The organism is Thermodesulfobium sp. 4217-1 (assembly GCF_039822205.1).
Lineage (GTDB): Bacteria > Thermodesulfobiota > Thermodesulfobiia > Thermodesulfobiales > Thermodesulfobiaceae > Thermodesulfobium.
The window spans coordinates 1-17,992 of the sequence record NZ_JBAGBW010000029.1; the positions used below are offsets into that span (position 1 = coordinate 1).

Below are 17,992 nucleotides of genomic sequence, written 5' to 3' on the forward strand. Positions count from 1 at the left end.
TGTCGCAATCCCTTATTCATCAGGGAATCTTTCCAACCCAACTTGAGGTGAAAACAAAGTTTTTTGGAGTGTTTTTAAAAGAGTCGCAATCCCTTATTCATCAGGGAATCTTTCCAACCGTTATCAAAAAATTTGAAAAGGAGGTCTAAAAAAAGTCGCAATCCCTTATTCATCAGGGAATCTTTCCAACCAAAAAAAAAAGAGGAGAGTGTGTGAAATGTCAGTCGCAATCCCTTATTCATCAGGGAATCTTTCCAACGATCTCCAAGATTGTTTGGCAAATACGCCACGCGATCGTCGCAATCCCTTATTCATCAGGGAATCTTTCCAACAAGAGGTGCTGTCTTTGCCGTATAGCGGCAAGGAAAGCTCCACGTCGCAATCCCTTATTCATCAGGGAATCTTTCCAACAAGAACCAAATTCTGTTTACTACAGGCGGCAATGTGCCTGTAGTCGCAATCCCTTATTCATCAGGGAATCTTTCCAACTAGTAAGGGTGGGAGCCAAGTGGGTCACCACTTGGTTTAAAGTCGCAATCCCTTATTCATCAGGGAATCTTTCCAACCGTAGGCGAAGAGGTGGCAGCATTTCAAAGTGGCCCCATAGTCGCAATCCCTTATTCATCAGGGAATCTTTCCAACAGTACCGTGTTGATTTAAATAACGGTCCCACTGATAAGTCGCAATCCCTTATTCATCAGGGAATCTTTCCAACTGATGCTGTATTCAGTCTTTGAGGGAAGGGACGGCCTTATTGTCGCAATCCCTTATTCATCAGGGAATCTTTCCAACCAGCAGTACAGGAAAAAACTTGATCCTCTTTAGCACAGGGGGTCGCAATCCCTTATTCATCAGGGAATCTTTCCAACCAAAGAAAAAAAGGATGGCCTGGTGTATGTCAGGCCAGTGGTAAGTCGCAATCCCTTATTCATCAGGGAATCTTTCCAACTAGAAGGTAAAAATCTTATTCGTTTTAGAGGGGGGGTGTATAGTCGCAATCCCTTATTCATCAGGGAATCTTTCCAACCAAAAAAATGGTTGCAGTTTTTGAAGGGAAGGACGGCCTAAGACATAGTCGCAATCCCTTATTCATCAGGGAATCTTTCCAACATTAGAGTAGGGGATACGTGGGTGACCACGTGGTTTGTAGAGTCGCAATCCCTTATTCATCAGGGAATCTTTCCAACCCCCCGTGATATTGATTTGGTTGAGGACTACACCCCCGTATAGTCGCAATCCCTTATTCATCAGGGAATCTTTCCAACTCATGGTGGACGGCCAGAAAATATTGAGCCTGCCATTTGATGGGTCGCAATCCCTTATTCATCAGGGAATCTTTCCAACTAAACTTGGAACCAGGTGGATCACTTGGTTCCAGGACCCAGACAGTCGCAATCCCTTATTCATCAGGGAATCTTTCCAACTTTGTTTTTTGAAATTTAAAAAATTTTTGGGAGGTCTAAAGTCGCAATCCCTTATTCATCAGGGAATCTTTCCAACACTGCAATACAATGTATTGATGAGGTCAACCCTGTCGCAATCCCTTATTCATCAGGGAATCTTTCCAACAAAACAATTTTTGCAGTATTTTTGAAGGACGGGGAGTTTAGGTCGCAATCCCTTATTCATCAGGGAATCTTTCCAACAATGAGATCGTTAATGAGTTTAGAGGCCCCATCGTGGGCCTGTCGCAATCCCTTATTCATCAGGGAATCTTTCCAACGAGTATGATTTCGAATAAGGGTTTAAAGCCCTGCAGCAATGGTCGCAATCCCTTATTCATCAGGGAATCTTTCCAACTGGTTCAGTGAGGATAACCTTGCAAGTGTAGTGCCCTTTATGTCGCAATCCCTTATTCATCAGGGAATCTTTCCAACGCTCTACACTGATACTGTTCGCGTATATTATCCGAACAGATTGTCGCAATCCCTTATTCATCAGGGAATCTTTCCAACCTGGCAGGTTCAAAAATTTGAAAAAAGGGAGGTGCAAAAAGTCGCAATCCCTTATTCATCAGGGAATCTTTCCAACTTAAAACAAAAAACGGGAGGTTTACGATGAAAGAGTTTAAGTCGCAATCCCTTATTCATCAGGGAATCTTTCCAACTGCCTGGCAAATACTCCAGGCGTCATCAATTGACGATCTGTCGCAATCCCTTATTCATCAGGGAATCTTTCCAACAGATGTATCACGTTTTCAAAGTGGCCCCATAAGGGGCCAGTCGCAATCCCTTATTCATCAGGGAATCTTTCCAACAGTAGCAGAAGATGTATCACGTTTTCAAAGTGGCCCCCCCAGTCGCAATCCCTTATTCATCAGGGAATCTTTCCAACTCGTCAATAGCTTTAGAGGCCCCATCGTGGGCCTGGGTGTCTAGTCGCAATCCCTTATTCATCAGGGAATCTTTCCAACTATTGCGGGTGGTTGATGAGGATCCAGGTCTAATTAAGCTAGTCGCAATCCCTTATTCATCAGGGAATCTTTCCAACATTCACTATTCTTGTGTCAGAAGGGAGATGATGATGAGTTAAGTGTCGCAATCCCTTATTCATCAGGGAATCTTTCCAACTATATGCGCCCCGTAGTCAGAGTAGGAACAAAGGTTGTAATAAGTCGCAATCCCTTATTCATCAGGGAATCTTTCCAACCGTACTATAAAACTCATAGGGCTATTGGGAGAAGAAACAATGTCGCAATCCCTTATTCATCAGGGAATCTTTCCAACCGTTAAAGATGAAAAATTTTAAAAAGCTTACTGTTAATATTGTCGCAATCCCTTATTCATCAGGGAATCTTTCCAACATAGTACACCCCAGGTAGAGGGGGTTGGGGTATACGAAGTATTGTCGCAATCCCTTATTCATCAGGGAATCTTTCCAACCCCTTATAGAGTTACAATAGAGTTACAGGCCCTGCAGTAAGTCGCAATCCCTTATTCATCAGGGAATCTTTCCAACTACCAGGATCAAATATTGAAGGTAGGGTTGAACGTTTATACTGTCGCAATCCCTTATTCATCAGGGAATCTTTCCAACATATACTTCCCCCAGTTCTGGAAAGACTACATCAAAAAGTCGCAATCCCTTATTCATCAGGGAATCTTTCCAACAGAAATGAAGGCCTGAAGATGTATGGGAGGCGTAGTCCAGTCGCAATCCCTTATTCATCAGGGAATCTTTCCAACGGTTCATGGACAAGGATCCGATGCAATATGATGTGTTGCTGAGTCGCAATCCCTTATTCATCAGGGAATCTTTCCAACAAGATGTTGTATGCAGTTTTTACAAGCAACAAGGGCCTGATACAGTCGCAATCCCTTATTCATCAGGGAATCTTTCCAACAGGGATATACCTAAGGATAAGTAAAAGGCATTGCACTTATTGTCGCAATCCCTTATTCATCAGGGAATCTTTCCAACATTCAAAGAATTAACCGTCCTTTTGGACGGCCAAAAAGTATTATGTCGCAATCCCTTATTCATCAGGGAATCTTTCCAACAGGGAATGTCCCTGTTGTTGTAAACAATGAGATCGTCGCAATCCCTTATTCATCAGGGAATCTTTCCAACGTTGAAAGGTATGAAATGTTTTGCTGTGTATCAAGTTGCAAGGTCGCAATCCCTTATTCATCAGGGAATCTTTCCAACATGAGCAACAGGTGTTTAAGGCTGCTAAACTTGAAATCCTGTCGCAATCCCTTATTCATCAGGGAATCTTTCCAACGGATCTGCTCCCTGATTGGAACCAGCCTGATTGGCTGAATGAAAGGTCGCAATCCCTTATTCATCAGGGAATCTTTCCAACAGGGAGGTAATAAAATGCTGTATGGAGTTTTTCAAGAAGGCAGGTCGCAATCCCTTATTCATCAGGGAATCTTTCCAACAGGGCCGTTTTAAAAAAAAAAATTTTAATCGGAGGCCTAAAATGAGTCGCAATCCCTTATTCATCAGGGAATCTTTCCAACTCTAATGGCAGGGCTTTTTGTTTTAAGTTAAAAAAAGTCGCAATCCCTTATTCATCAGGGAATCTTTCCAACTTGGTTGCTCATTGATGGTAGAAGAAGCAGCATATAAAGGTCGCAATCCCTTATTCATCAGGGAATCTTTCCAACATGCAGTTAAGTCTGAAAATGGAGAGTCTGCACATGCTGGTCGCAATCCCTTATTCATCAGGGAATCTTTCCAACGAAACAGGTGAGCCCTTAATAAAAGCTGAAGGGAGAATAGTCGCAATCCCTTATTCATCAGGGAATCTTTCCAACTTGAGGGAGGTTAAACATGAGCAAGTTTTTCGGAGTATTTGTCGCAATCCCTTATTCATCAGGGAATCTTTCCAACACCACCTGGTTTATGGACCATAACCCCTTAGAGTATATGGTCGCAATCCCTTATTCATCAGGGAATCTTTCCAACTAGGGTGGTGGATGAAGGTTTAGCTCTGATAAGACTGTCGCAATCCCTTATTCATCAGGGAATCTTTCCAACGTCTCTGTCATGTGTTGACAAAGACAGTAGTAGTGGTAAAGTCGCAATCCCTTATTCATCAGGGAATCTTTCCAACACGATGAAGTTATCCTGGCAGATCTAGATTGTTATATAGTCGCAATCCCTTATTCATCAGGGAATCTTTCCAACGGCAGCTAACAGTCTTAATTGATGGTCAAAAAATCTTGTCGCAATCCCTTATTCATCAGGGAATCTTTCCAACACAAGTAGAGCAGCTTTTAGCAATCTTTTAAAGATCTGTCGCAATCCCTTATTCATCAGGGAATCTTTCCAACAAGGATGTGTGTGATCAGGAAGTTTTCAAGGCTTTAAAAAAGTCGCAATCCCTTATTCATCAGGGAATCTTTCCAACATAGACGGCCAAGAGGTTCTATCTCTACCGTTCATCGGTAGGTCGCAATCCCTTATTCATCAGGGAATCTTTCCAACATGGCGCCCCCAGGTTTATCATAGTAAAGAAAACAGAAAAGTCGCAATCCCTTATTCATCAGGGAATCTTTCCAACTGGCAGATACCCTGCTAGGGTTTTGCAAGAAGAATAATTTGTCGCAATCCCTTATTCATCAGGGAATCTTTCCAACTATACCTTCCATGCATCAAGTGTTAATGATCTGAATCAGATGTCGCAATCCCTTATTCATCAGGGAATCTTTCCAACTAAGAATTGGTAAAGATATGTATTTAAAAGTGAGTAATAAGTCGCAATCCCTTATTCATCAGGGAATCTTTCCAACCCACGTGGGTTACCACGTGGTTCATGGAAGATGCACCTGAAATGTCGCAATCCCTTATTCATCAGGGAATCTTTCCAACTGCAATGAAAAAGTTAGTTGTAACAATAGATGGCCAGTCGCAATCCCTTATTCATCAGGGAATCTTTCCAACTGGTGGAAGGCCTGGGTGTATATGAGTTACTCAATAGTCGCAATCCCTTATTCATCAGGGAATCTTTCCAACCCTGGACAGTCTAGTCCAGGACTACCGTACGCCCCAGGTAAGTCGCAATCCCTTATTCATCAGGGAATCTTTCCAACATCGATGCCAGGTGGGTTACCATCTGGTTCGATGAGCAAAAGTCGCAATCCCTTATTCATCAGGGAATCTTTCCAACCAGATATAGTTATATTTGTGTACAGAAACAATTATGTCGCAATCCCTTATTCATCAGGGAATCTTTCCAACGGGTTGAACGTTTACACTTCTAAGAAGTAACGTTCAATCACTAGTCGCAATCCCTTATTCATCAGGGAATCTTTCCAACCACGTGGGTTACCACGTGGTTTAAGGATGAAGATCCAGTAAGTCGCAATCCCTTATTCATCAGGGAATCTTTCCAACAGTTAAAAATTGTTTTAGATGGCACTGAAATTTTAAGCCTGTCGCAATCCCTTATTCATCAGGGAATCTTTCCAACGTGAAGTACTGTGATGTGTGGGGCTATGCCCCATACGTCAAGTCGCAATCCCTTATTCATCAGGGAATCTTTCCAACTAGATTTTATGGACTTGGTCCCCGTATAGGGGGCCAGGTCAAGTCGCAATCCCTTATTCATCAGGGAATCTTTCCAACTTGATTGAAGGAGTTGGGAGTAATGATGTATGCAATTTTTGTCGCAATCCCTTATTCATCAGGGAATCTTTCCAACTTTGCACTGGTCCTGGTCTATGGGGGGCCACAAGCCCCCATGAGTCGCAATCCCTTATTCATCAGGGAATCTTTCCAACTTACAAAAATGAAAGAGTTCAAAAAGCTATCAATCAGTATGTCGCAATCCCTTATTCATCAGGGAATCTTTCCAACTTTATGGGGGGCCACAAGCCCCCCGAACCATAGATTTGATGGTCGCAATCCCTTATTCATCAGGGAATCTTTCCAACTAACTGACTTCCCTGTGCTACTATCTCTGCCATCAGTCGCAATCCCTTATTCATCAGGGAATCTTTCCAACAACAAGTTCTTAATTTTGCCAACTTAGTTGCAAAGCTTGAAGTCGCAATCCCTTATTCATCAGGGAATCTTTCCAACAAAAACTGGTCTGATGCATTTAAGACCAGTTATCAAAATGTCGCAATCCCTTATTCATCAGGGAATCTTTCCAACACACCCATGGTACAGGGCCTAGGGGTGTATGAAGTAGTGTCGCAATCCCTTATTCATCAGGGAATCTTTCCAACTGCTCCTAAATGCTCTAAAATTGAACGCAGTGAAAAAAAAAGTCGCAATCCCTTATTCATCAGGGAATCTTTCCAACTTTATCCCATACGATAAAGACTTTGTAGAAAGAATGGGAAAAGTCGCAATCCCTTATTCATCAGGGAATCTTTCCAACTATAGATTTGCTTGATTATGACTTTGAGTAAAGTTAGTCGCAATCCCTTATTCATCAGGGAATCTTTCCAACAGGCTTTAAAAATTGAAATCCTTGATAGTTTAGTCAAGGATTTCGTCGCAATCCCTTATTCATCAGGGAATCTTTCCAACTGTACCCATTATAAACCTTGATTTATCAATAGTCAAATAGATAAGATCCTCGGAAGGGGTGGGTATGATTTTCTATCATAATTCTAAGCAGTGCCCAATCCCAATTTTCGGCTATATTAAGCTAAAAAATTTTCCTCGGATGAAAACGAATTTAAGCCATTTTTTGGACTTCGTTGGGATACCAGTATACAGTTGAAAAAATAACTTTATTTGATTGTCAAAGAACAAAAATTTATTCATATGATTACTCAAACTTCCAAATTATATCATATATTTTTGTTAACTGACGAAAATTTTATCCCTTAAGAAAATTTTAATTTTGCCACCAAATTAAAGAATTCTTTAGGAATTGGGTGGATAAGAGAACATAAGCTGGATATAGCTAAAAAATTATCAAGCGCCTTTGCATAAATTGCAGATTAGATTAACAATTCATTAACAGATGTCAGATATATTTATCATTTAAGAATTTTAATCAGCTAATAAATTTTGCCAGGCTATATGTAGAGGCAATATATTTAATTCTTAAAAGTACGATAAAATTTCTTATTCATATATTGAACAAATGTCCAAATAAGTTTAAAATTGAGTGTAAAAAGCTTAGAGGGGAATCCTAAAATCGATACAAAGTTAAATTTTGCTATAAATGAATTTGATCGAAGGTTATTCGCCAGCCTTAGAGCTTTAGAAAAAGGTCTAAAATTTTACTTGCTATTTGACAATATCATGCGATTGGTGAATTTGGAAATTGGCGCTCTATATTAAATTCATATTTCTATACTTTCTGGTCAGCCTTCAATCTTTCTTGAAATTTGAAAGAGAGCTTTAAATATGGAACTTATCGATAATGTAAATAGTCTTTTGGGCGACGATCTAAAATCTACTATAAATGCTAATTCAAAATTAAAAATTGCAGCCTCTTGTTTTTCTATGTATGCCTATGAAACGTTAAAAAGAGAGCTATCAAGGATAGATTCGCTTGAATTTATCTTTACCTCACCCTCTTTTGTCCCGTTGGATATGCTTGATAACACGAAAAAGCAGCACAGGGAATTTTTTATATCGAAAACTGAGAGAGAGAAAAGTTTTTATGGCAGCGAATTTGAGATTCAGCTAAAGAATAAGCTTACCCAAAGGGCTATTGCAAAAGAGTGTGCTGAATGGATTAAGAAAAAGGCTAAGTTCAGGTCCAATATTACAAATGCCCCAATGCAGCAGTTTATCTGTGTTTCACAGGCTGAGAAAAGTTATATTTACAGTCCTATTCAGGGATTTACAGCAGTAGATCTGGGCTATCAAAAGGGGAATGCTATCTCAAATTTTGTAAACAAGTTTAATGAAATTCCTATGACTCAGACTTATCTAAATCTTTTCGATCAACTTTGGGCCGATAATGAGAAGCTAAAGGATGTTACGGATATCTTGATCAATCACATTTCTACCGTCTATAAAGAGAACCCACCAGAATTGATCTATTTTTTGATGATATACAATATATTTAACGAATTTTTGGAAGACATAAACGACGACGTCCTGCCAAATGACAGGACTGGATTTAAAGATACTGTTGTCTGGAACAAGCTATACAACTTCCAAAAAGATGCAGCATCAGGAATTATAAACAAGCTTGAGACTTTCAATGGCTGCATTTTAGCAGATAGCGTAGGTCTGGGTAAAACCTTTACTGCGCTCGCAGTTGTAAAATACTATGAGCTTAGAAATAAATCTGTTTTGGTTCTGTGTCCAAAAAAACTTGCAGATTACTGGCTGAATTTCAATAAAAACCTTAAAACAAATACCTTTGTAAAGGATAGGTTTAACTACGACGTCCTAAATCATACTGATTTGCTTAGGAAAATGGGATATTCTTACGGCATCCCATTGGATAGGGTAAATTGGGGAAATTATGACTTGCTTGTGATTGATGAGTCTCACAATTTTAGAAATAATATCGCCTTCAAAGATAGAGAGACGCGATATCAAAGGCTGATGAACGAGGTTATCAGATCAGGCGTGAAGACAAAGGTTCTTATGCTCACTGCTACTCCTGTGAACAATAGATTTAACGATCTAAAAAATCAATTAGCCTTTGCCTATGAGGGTAACCCCGATGTTCTTGCCAGCAAGCTAAACGTTTCAAAAAATATTGAAGAGATATTTAGAAGGGCACAGGTAGCTTTTAACGCATGGTCAAAACTGCCTTCTGAAAAGAGAACGCCAGAGGCTATATTAAATTCTCTTGACTTTGACTTTTTCGAGCTTTTGGATAGCGTTACTATAGCGAGATCAAGAAAGCATATCCAAACTTTCTATGATACGGCCGATATCGGTCAATTTCCTCAAAGAAACAAACCTATATCATACCGTTCGAAGCTTACCGATATGCCAAATATTCCAGGCTTTAACGATATTTATAAGGAGCTATCATTGTTGAAAATGGCTATATACGCCCCAATCGGGTATATTTTGCCAAGTAGGATTGGAAAATATGAAGAGTTATACGATACAGAAGTTCACGGCGGCAAAAGTAAATTTCGCCAGGTAGACAGGGAACGTAGCCTCCAGGCTCTAATGACCATCAATCTTCTAAAAAGATTGGAGAGCTCTGTTTCTTCATTTAGACTATCCCTTGAAAGGCTAAAGGATAGTATCTCTGTGGCAGTGGGCAAAATAGATGACTTTTATCAAGGGAAAACTGCTACTTTTATAGAGCCAAATCTTGTAGACGAAGATGCCTTGGATGATGAAGATATTGAAAATATAGATAACTTTTTTGCCAGCAAAAGTATCCAGATAAGCCTAAAGGATATGGATACAAAGTCTTTTATATACGACCTAAAATCAGATTTGGCGATTATTGAAAATCTTTTAGGCTATATGAATAAAATTACACCCCAGCACGACTACAAGCTGCAGCATCTGAAGAGTCTGCTTACAACTAAAATTCAAAATCCTATAAACGAAGGCAACAGAAAAGTGCTAATCTTTACCGCTTTTGCAGATACCGCGAAATATCTGTATGAAAATATATCTAAGGACTTTCTTCGAAAATTCAATATTCATTCAGGACTCATCACTGGTTCAGATACCCCACGATCGACTCTGGGCAAGGGGTATGACTTTCAATCCCTTCTTACTCTCTTTTCTCCCATCTCAAAAGAAAAGTCAGTAGTTATTCCAGAGGAAACAAGAGAAATAGACTTTATAATCGCCACAGATTGCGTTAGCGAGGGCCAAAACCTTCAAGATTGCGACTATGTGATAAATTATGATATCCATTGGAATCCCGTTATCATCATCCAAAGATTTGGCAGAATTGACAGGATAGGCTCAAAAAATAAAGTTATTCAGATGATCAACTACTGGCCTGATATCTCGCTTGATGAGTATATCAATCTAAAAGAGAGAGTAGAAAATAGAATGATAATCGCAGATGTGTCTGCGACAGGCGATGACAACGTCCTAAGCGCCAAGGCAAACGACATTTCATTTAGAAAAGAGCAGCTAAAGAAACTTCAGGAAGAGGTCATCGACTTAGAGGACATAAAAACAGGTGTAAATATTACAGATTTGGGTTTGAATGACTTTCGAATGGACCTGATAAACTACCTGAAAACTCACAAAGATTTAGAAAAACTTCCAAATGGACTTCATAGCGTAGTTTCATCTGATATCACGAAAAATCTGCCTCCTGGAGTAATATTTGTCTTGCGCAACAAAAATCATAGCATCAACACAAATCAACAAAATAGGCTTCACCCATACTATCTGATCTACATCTCAAAAAATGGAGAAATTGTAGTAAACCATACTGAACCAAAGAAAATTTTGGATATTACAAGAAGCCTATGTAAAGGTAAGGGTGAGCCCATAGAAAAAGTATATACGACTTTTAACAATGCCACAAGAGACGGCAAAGATATGAATACATATTCCAAACTTTTGGAAAGGGCTATATCGTCTATAGTAGAAGTTCAGGAGGAAAAGGATATAGATTCTCTTTTTAGCGGTGGTGGTACGACCTCTCTGGCAAATAAGATAAGGGGTTTGGATGATTTTGAGCTCATTAATTTCATAGTCGTTCAGGAAGAAGACCGATGAACGGATATTTTTCTTATCCTGCCTATACATACAAGGGGAAAAACATACCAAAAACAAAATTTTATGAAAATGCCAAAATAGACAATCGTTTGAAAGAGAAGTTTGTAAAAGAAATTGACAAAATTATATGGCAGCACAACCTCTCAAAGGATACTGTCAATGTAGATAGCGCTCAAGAAGTCACAGAGATTCAGATTTTCGATATTCACTTAAAGGGAGAAAATATTAGCCAGGACGTGTTAATGGCTATTGATAAGGCTATAGCCTATCCTGTAATTTTTCAGATTGTAAAGGGAAGCAAGATGAAAATCAAAGCTGCCTACAAAAAGCTCAGCAAGAATATCAGCCAAAAATCCCTTTCATCGCAATATCTGGAAACCGATTGGTTCGACATTAGCCTGGAAAGAAAGCCTCTTCCTGTGAGCCTTAGCCTCTCAAAGCTATATGAGGCAATCCTGGATGATCTAATGTCTATTCAGCTAAATATACCTGATAACCTCAATGTGGAAGAAAAACTTGATGAATATTCCAAAGTAGTAGGCCTAAAGAGAAAATATGATGAGCTAAGGTTAAAAAGAGATAGAGAAAAGCAATTTAACAAGAGAGTAGAGCTAAATTATAAATTGAAAAAATTATATTCACAGATAGAGGGAAGGATAAAATGATAGAAAAACTTGATATGAGGACGCCTGATTTTAGTGACAAGAATATTGAACTTATTTCAAGGCTATTTCCAAATTGTATAACTGAGCAAAGAGATGAAAAGGGGACGCCAAGAAAGGCTATTGACTTTGACCTTCTCAGGCAAGAGCTTTCAAAGGATATAGTAGAGGGCACCAAGGAGAGATACCGCCTGGAGTGGCCTGGCAAAAAAGAAGCCCTCCTTTTGGCAAACACCCCAATAAATAAAACGCTAAGGCCTATAAAAGATGACAGCGTAAATTTTGATACCACGCAAAATCTTTATATAGAAGGGGACAATTTGGATGCGCTAAAGCTCCTTCAAGAGAGCTACCTGAACAAGGTAAAGATGATCTATATCGACCCTCCCTATAACACTGGAAAAGATTTTGTATACAAAGATAACTTTACGATCGACAAGGAAGAAGAGCTAAAAAGCAGCGGACAAATGGATGAATATGGCAACAGGCTTATAAAAAATGTGGAGTCAAACGGCAGATATCATAGCGACTGGCTATCTATGATGTACCCAAGGCTAAAACTTGCAAGGAATCTTCTAAGAGATGACGGAGTGATATTTATCTCAATAGATGACCATGAAGTGCACAATCTAAGAAAGATTTGTGATGAGATTTTTGGAGAGAGGAATTTTGTTTGTGAGTTTGTGTGGGCAGGAAAAAGTGGATCAGAAGACGATAGCCATATTAGAAATAACAAAGAATATATACTATGTTTTGCTAAACGAGTTAATCAATTTGAAGTTGGATATGACTTGAAAAAAGAAGAAAAATTTAACTTATTTGATTCTAAAAAAAACGATTTCTACAAGCGACAATTATTAAGAAAATGGGGGGATAATAGTAAAAAAGAAGATAGACCAAATCTACATTATGCAATTCAAGATGATGATGGAAAAATTTTTTTTCCAAAGTTGCCCAATGGTGAAGATGGCTGTTGGAGATGGTCTAAAGAAACGATGCAGTTGGCTATTAAAGAAAGTAGAATTGAATTTGCATTTAATAGTAAAGGTATCAAAGAAGCCTACGAAAAAATTTATCAATCAGAAGAAAGAAATAATAACAAAAAATTTCAAAGTTTACTATATGAATTAGGCAGTAGCGCTGAAGGAACAAAAGAAGCTAAAAATTTATTTAATGATAATAAAATATTTTCAAACCCTAAACCAACTAAGTTATTAAAAAGATTATGTAAAATTGCAGGTTTAAATTCATCAGATATCATCCTCGATTTTTTCAGTGGTTCAGCAACAACTGCTCATGCAGTTATGCAAATAAACTCTGAAGATGGCGGCAATCGTAAGTTTATTATGGTGCAGATTCCTGAACCGACTGATGAAGACAGTGAGGCATATAAGGCAGGATACAAAAATATATATGAAATTGGCAAGGAAAGGATCAGAAGGGCAGGGGCTAAGATAATTGAAAATATAGCCCAGGAGTCCTCCAAAAAAAACGATCTTTTTAATGAAACCAAGACTGCGCCATCGCTTGACATTGGGTTTAGAGTCCTAAGAGTGGATAGCTCAAATATGAAAGACGTATACTATTCCCCTGATGAGACAAAAAAGGAAGATATGCTTAGCTTCGTTAGCGACATAAAAGACGACAGAACCGATCTGGACTTGATATATCAGGTGATGCTTGATAGTGGAGTGGAATTAGCCCTTTCTATTGAAGAAAGATATATTTTAGATAAGTTGGTTTATTTCGTGGGCGAAAATATCCTTGCAGCATGCTTCGCGACTGATCTGAACAAAGAATTCTTCATTGAATTTGCAAAACAATCTAAAGATAACGACTTGCTAAAGGTTGTATTTAGAGATAGCAGCTTCGATAGCGATGATACAAGAATCAATGTAGAACAGATCTTTAGACAGTATTCTCCAAGCACTCAGATAAGGGTTATCTAATGAGAGCCCAAATGAACTTTAGGTTTAAAAAGCAAGCATACCAGCTTGATGCAGTAAAATCAGTTGTAGATTGTTTTAAAGGTCAAAGTAAAATTGAAGGCATAAGATATAGAATTGATCCAGGCAAAGAAAGGGCTCAATTTATTCCAAATCTTGAAGAAGAGTTTTTGCCAGGGTTCAAGAATAGCGAATTTACTATCTCAAAAGATACAATACTTGAAAGTATTCAAAGAGTCCAAAGAGAGAGAAACCTCCCTGTGAGCGATGCGCTGAAGAAAAATATTGTCTGCGATGTGAACCTTGACGTTGAGATGGAGACGGGAACTGGCAAGACCTATGTATATACCAGAACCTGCTTTGAGCTAAACAAAGAATATGGATGGAACAAATTTATCATCGTAGTGCCCAGCATTGCTATTCGTGAGGGAGTATATCAGTCAATAGAGCTTACGCGTGAGCATTTCTTAGAAGAATTTGGCAAGCAGGCGAAAGCTTTTATTTACAACTCCAAAGAACTTCACAATATAGAGAGCTTTTCCAGCGATGCAGGTATCAATATAATGATCATCAATGTGCAGGCATTTAACGCAACAGGAGCTGACAACAGAAGAATCTATGACGAGCTTGATGAGTTTTCTTCCAGAAGGCCAATTGACGTAATAAAGGCAAATAGACCTATACTTATCATAGATGAACCCCAAAAGATTGAAGGAAATGATAAAAAAGAGAGTAAGAGTTTTATAAGCCTGAAGGAATTTAATCCGCTATTTATCCTTAGATATTCAGCTACTCTTAGAAGAGTATATAATAAGGTATACAGATTGGACGCGCTGGATGCCTACAACCAAAAACTTGTAAAAAAGATTAGTGTAAAGGGCATCTCTGTAAAAGGGCTGTCGGGAACGAATGCATATCTTTATCTCCAGAACATTGAGATTAGCTCCACAAAGCCACCTGTAGCCAAGCTGGAAATTGAGATAAAGAAGCAGGGCTCTATCAAGAGAGACCTCAGAATTCTTGAGGTCGGCGATGACCTATTTATAAAGTCAAATGAACTTGAAGAGTATAGAGGCTATGTGGTAAGCGAAATTGACGCATACAAGAACAAGATATTTTTTAAAAATGGATTAGAGCTAAGCGTAGGAGATGTGGTGGGGGATATTAGCGAGGATACAGTTAGGAGGATTCAGATAAGGGAGACCATCAAGGCTCATCTGGAAAGGGAGAAGGGGCTTTTTAATAAGGGCATAAAGGTACTTAGTTTATTTTTTATTGATGAAGTTGCAAAATATCGAGTATACAACGACGAAAATGAAAAAAACGGCGAATATGCCAAAATATTTGAAGAAGAATATGACTCAGCGGTAAAGGACTTGGGGCTAATATTTGACAAGGGTTATGAAGAATATCTAAATGCTATAAAGCCTTATGAGACCCATAATGGATATTTTGCACGGGATAAAAAGGGCAATCTTACAGACCCAAAGATTAAATTAAGAGGCGAGGATGCTGGCGAGGCTGATGACGTAGATGCGTATGATTTGATATTGAAGGACAAGAAAAGGCTTCTCTCATTCGAAGAAAAGACGCGTTTTATATTCTCTCATTCAGCTCTCAGGGAGGGCTGGGACAACCCAAATGTGTTTGTAATCTGTGCGCTCAGGCACAGCGAAAATACTATTTCCAGACGACAAGAAGTGGGTCGTGGAATGAGAATATGTGTAAATAAATATGGCGAAAGACTTGACGACCCGATCAGTGTTCACGATATCAATGTGCTAACCGTGGTGGCAAATGAAAGCTACAAAGATTTTGTAAGCTCATTACAAAAAGAGATTAGTGAGACATTGAGCGAGAGGCCCAGGGTGGCCAGTGCTGAATACTTTAGTGGCAAAATCATTCATTCTGAAGGCGAAAAAATAAAAGTTTCCAAAGAAATGGCTGATAAGCTTGAATACTATCTCATTCGAAACGGTTATGTCGATGAAAATAAAAATATTAGTGAAAAATATCACGAGGATAAAAAATCAAATACCTTAGCTCCTCTTCCTGAGAGCTTAAAAGAGTATGGGGGAGAGGTATTTAAACTTGTCGACAGCGTGTTCAGCGAAAGCGCTCTCAAGGATATTGTAGAGGATAGCTCAAGGCTAAAGCCAAATCCTATAAACGATGCAAATTTTGGAAAAAAACAGTTTCAGGAATTGTGGCAAAGCATAAACAAAAAAGCTATTTATACGGTTAACTTTGACAGCAGAGAGCTAATCGATAACGCAAAAAATGCTATTGAAAGAGAGCTTCTGGTAAGCAGTCTGGAATACACCGTTGTCAGCGGGACGCTTGAAGCAATGGATGCTGAGATGCTAAAAGCTAAGCAAAACTTTGAGATAACAGAGACCGAAAATATAAAAGAAAAAAACTCTGTAAATTCAGGTGTAAAATACGATTTGGTAGGCAAGATCGCCTCAAATACCAATCTGACAAGAAAGACAGTTGGACAGATTTTAGCTAAGCTCTCTGATGAGAAGTTCAGTTATTTCCAGAAGAATCCAGAAGAGTTTATCTCAGAAGTATCAAGAATTATCAGCGATCAGAAGGCTTCTATGGTCATTCAGAAACTGGTCTATACTCCAATAGAAGATAGATTTGATACGAATATCTTTACTCTGAATCAGGCTACTTATAACTTTGAAAATGCAAAAGAGGTCAAAAAGAATATTTACAAATACCTTGTTTCAGAATCAAATGTCGAGAGAGATTTTGCAGATAGTCTTGACGCAAGCAATGAAGTGATAGTCTATGCCAAGCTTCCAAAAGGCTTCGCCATACCTACGCCTGTGGGAGATTATAACCCTGACTGGGCAATAGTCTTTAAGGATGGTAGAGTTCAATATATATATTTTATCGCTGAGACAAAGGGCAGCATGTCCAGCCTGGAGCTTAGAAAGATTGAAGAGATGAAGATAGAGTGCGCTGAGAGATTTTTTGAAGAGTTAAGCTCAGACAATGTGAAATTAAAGTACGGCGAGATTGACAATTTTGAAACTTTGTGGAAGATCGTAGCTGGTAGAGGGTAAAGTTGTTATCAAGAAAGGATATTTCTCTTATCTATTCAAATTCAGATTGACACTTTTAGTAGAAAGATTATAATTTTTTCAAGACAATATAAAGGAGAAAGACAATGGATAACGCTATAGAGCTAAAAAAAATAAATGTAATAGTGCCTCCCGATAAGGTGGGTGTATCTTATGTATTAGATGTTAATATTGTATCAAATCCTATAACTAAAAACACAATATTATCCCTTATAGGCGGATTACCGCCATTTCAACAAGAACCAGCGGTACAAGGAGTGGTGCTTGGCAATTACCTTTTTGATATTGAACAACTAAAAAAACTCGCAAAAGATGTTAATGAAATTTTAGAGAAACTGGAGGATAAAAAATGATATCTGCTTTTTTACCCCCTATAACTGTTAACAATTATAACGTTTATTTACCGATAAAAGGAAATAATTATTATTGTTCTATAAAAAATATAAGTAACTATAAATATTCAATGCTTGATTTTTCAAACCTAATAATATTTAATAGTCTAAAATCTAATGATGAAAACAATAGATTTATAACATTTATAAACCCTTTTATCGTTATATCAAAAGAAGTAGATAATCAAATTATGCTTGAATGGATAGAAGATCAAGATCTGTTTGGTATGGGTGAAACATTAGAAGAAGCACAAACTGATTTACTTTATAATATAGAGGGTGTACTCTTAATGAAAAATTTCACAGAAGAAGAGTTATCTAAGGATGCAAGAATTTTATTAGAAAAATTATTAGCAAATATAAAAGAAACAAACATTGTTGCATAAATATATTGCATAAATATGGTAATAAAAACAGAAAAATTAAAAAAAGCATTACTGGCAAAAGGTTTTTTCTCAAGAGAAGGCGATCATACTTACTTTTATCTAAAACACAACTCTAAGATTTATACCAAAATTAGCCACGGGGCCAAAGAATATGGGGATGCACTTTTATCCAAAATAAAAAATCAACTTAAATTCAATAGCTTAGATGAATTAAAATCTTTTTCAGAATGCACACTAAAAGAAAAAGATTATATTGAAATTTTAAAAGACAAAGAACTTTAAAACAAAAAACCACTCGTTGAAAAAACAAGCAGGAGTTGCTAATTATTAACGTACAGAATTTTCTGTTAAAGGAAAATGATTATCAATAAAGAAATATAAAAGGTCATCGTCCTAAAACGATTCAATTTTACATGAAAATTT

The 17,992-nt window shown here is 38.0% G+C and carries 7 protein-coding genes and 1 CRISPR repeat array; all 7 genes read left to right on the forward strand.

The annotated features are described in order from the left end of the window. Window position 1 precedes the first annotated feature (1 nt). Window positions 2-6,987: direct repeats of the CRISPR family, unit length 36 nt; unit sequence GTCGCAATCCCTTATTCATCAGGGAATCTTTCCAAC. A gap of 831 nt (window positions 6,988-7,818) precedes the next feature. The 7 genes from V4762_RS08945 to V4762_RS08975 all read left to right on the forward strand — a co-directional run bounded on the left by V4762_RS08945 (window position 7,819) and on the right by V4762_RS08975 (window position 17,851). Continuing rightward, entirely contained in the window at window positions 7,819-11,088 is a 3,270-nt protein-coding gene (locus V4762_RS08945) for a helicase-related protein (RefSeq protein ID WP_347315441.1), read from the forward strand. After that, a complete protein-coding gene (locus tag V4762_RS08950) occupies window positions 11,085-11,753 on the forward strand; it encodes a DUF4391 domain-containing protein (RefSeq protein ID WP_347315442.1) in 669 nt (222 codons plus the stop codon). Before V4762_RS08945 ends, V4762_RS08950 begins: the two co-directional genes overlap by 4 nt. Continuing rightward, window positions 11,750-13,699, forward strand: coding sequence for a site-specific DNA-methyltransferase (locus tag V4762_RS08955; RefSeq protein ID WP_347315443.1), 1,950 nt, complete (start codon window positions 11,750-11,752; stop codon window positions 13,697-13,699). Before V4762_RS08950 ends, V4762_RS08955 begins: the two co-directional genes overlap by 4 nt. An 11-nt stretch (window positions 13,700-13,710) precedes the next feature. Further along, window positions 13,711-16,773, forward strand: coding sequence for a type III restriction-modification system endonuclease (locus tag V4762_RS08960; RefSeq protein WP_347315444.1), 3,063 nt, complete (start codon window positions 13,711-13,713; stop codon window positions 16,771-16,773). Between the two features lie 104 nt (window positions 16,774-16,877). Then, window positions 16,878-17,144, forward strand: coding sequence for a hypothetical protein (locus V4762_RS08965; RefSeq protein ID WP_347315445.1), 267 nt, complete (start codon window positions 16,878-16,880; stop codon window positions 17,142-17,144). After that, window positions 17,141-17,569, forward strand: coding sequence for a hypothetical protein (locus V4762_RS08970; protein WP_347315446.1), 429 nt, complete (start codon window positions 17,141-17,143; stop codon window positions 17,567-17,569). Before V4762_RS08965 ends, V4762_RS08970 begins: the two co-directional genes overlap by 4 nt. Before the next feature lie 15 nt (window positions 17,570-17,584). Then, on the forward strand, window positions 17,585-17,851 hold the full coding sequence (locus V4762_RS08975) for a hypothetical protein (RefSeq protein ID WP_347315447.1): 267 nt from the start codon (window positions 17,585-17,587) through the stop codon (window positions 17,849-17,851). Window positions 17,852-17,992 lie beyond the last annotated feature (141 nt).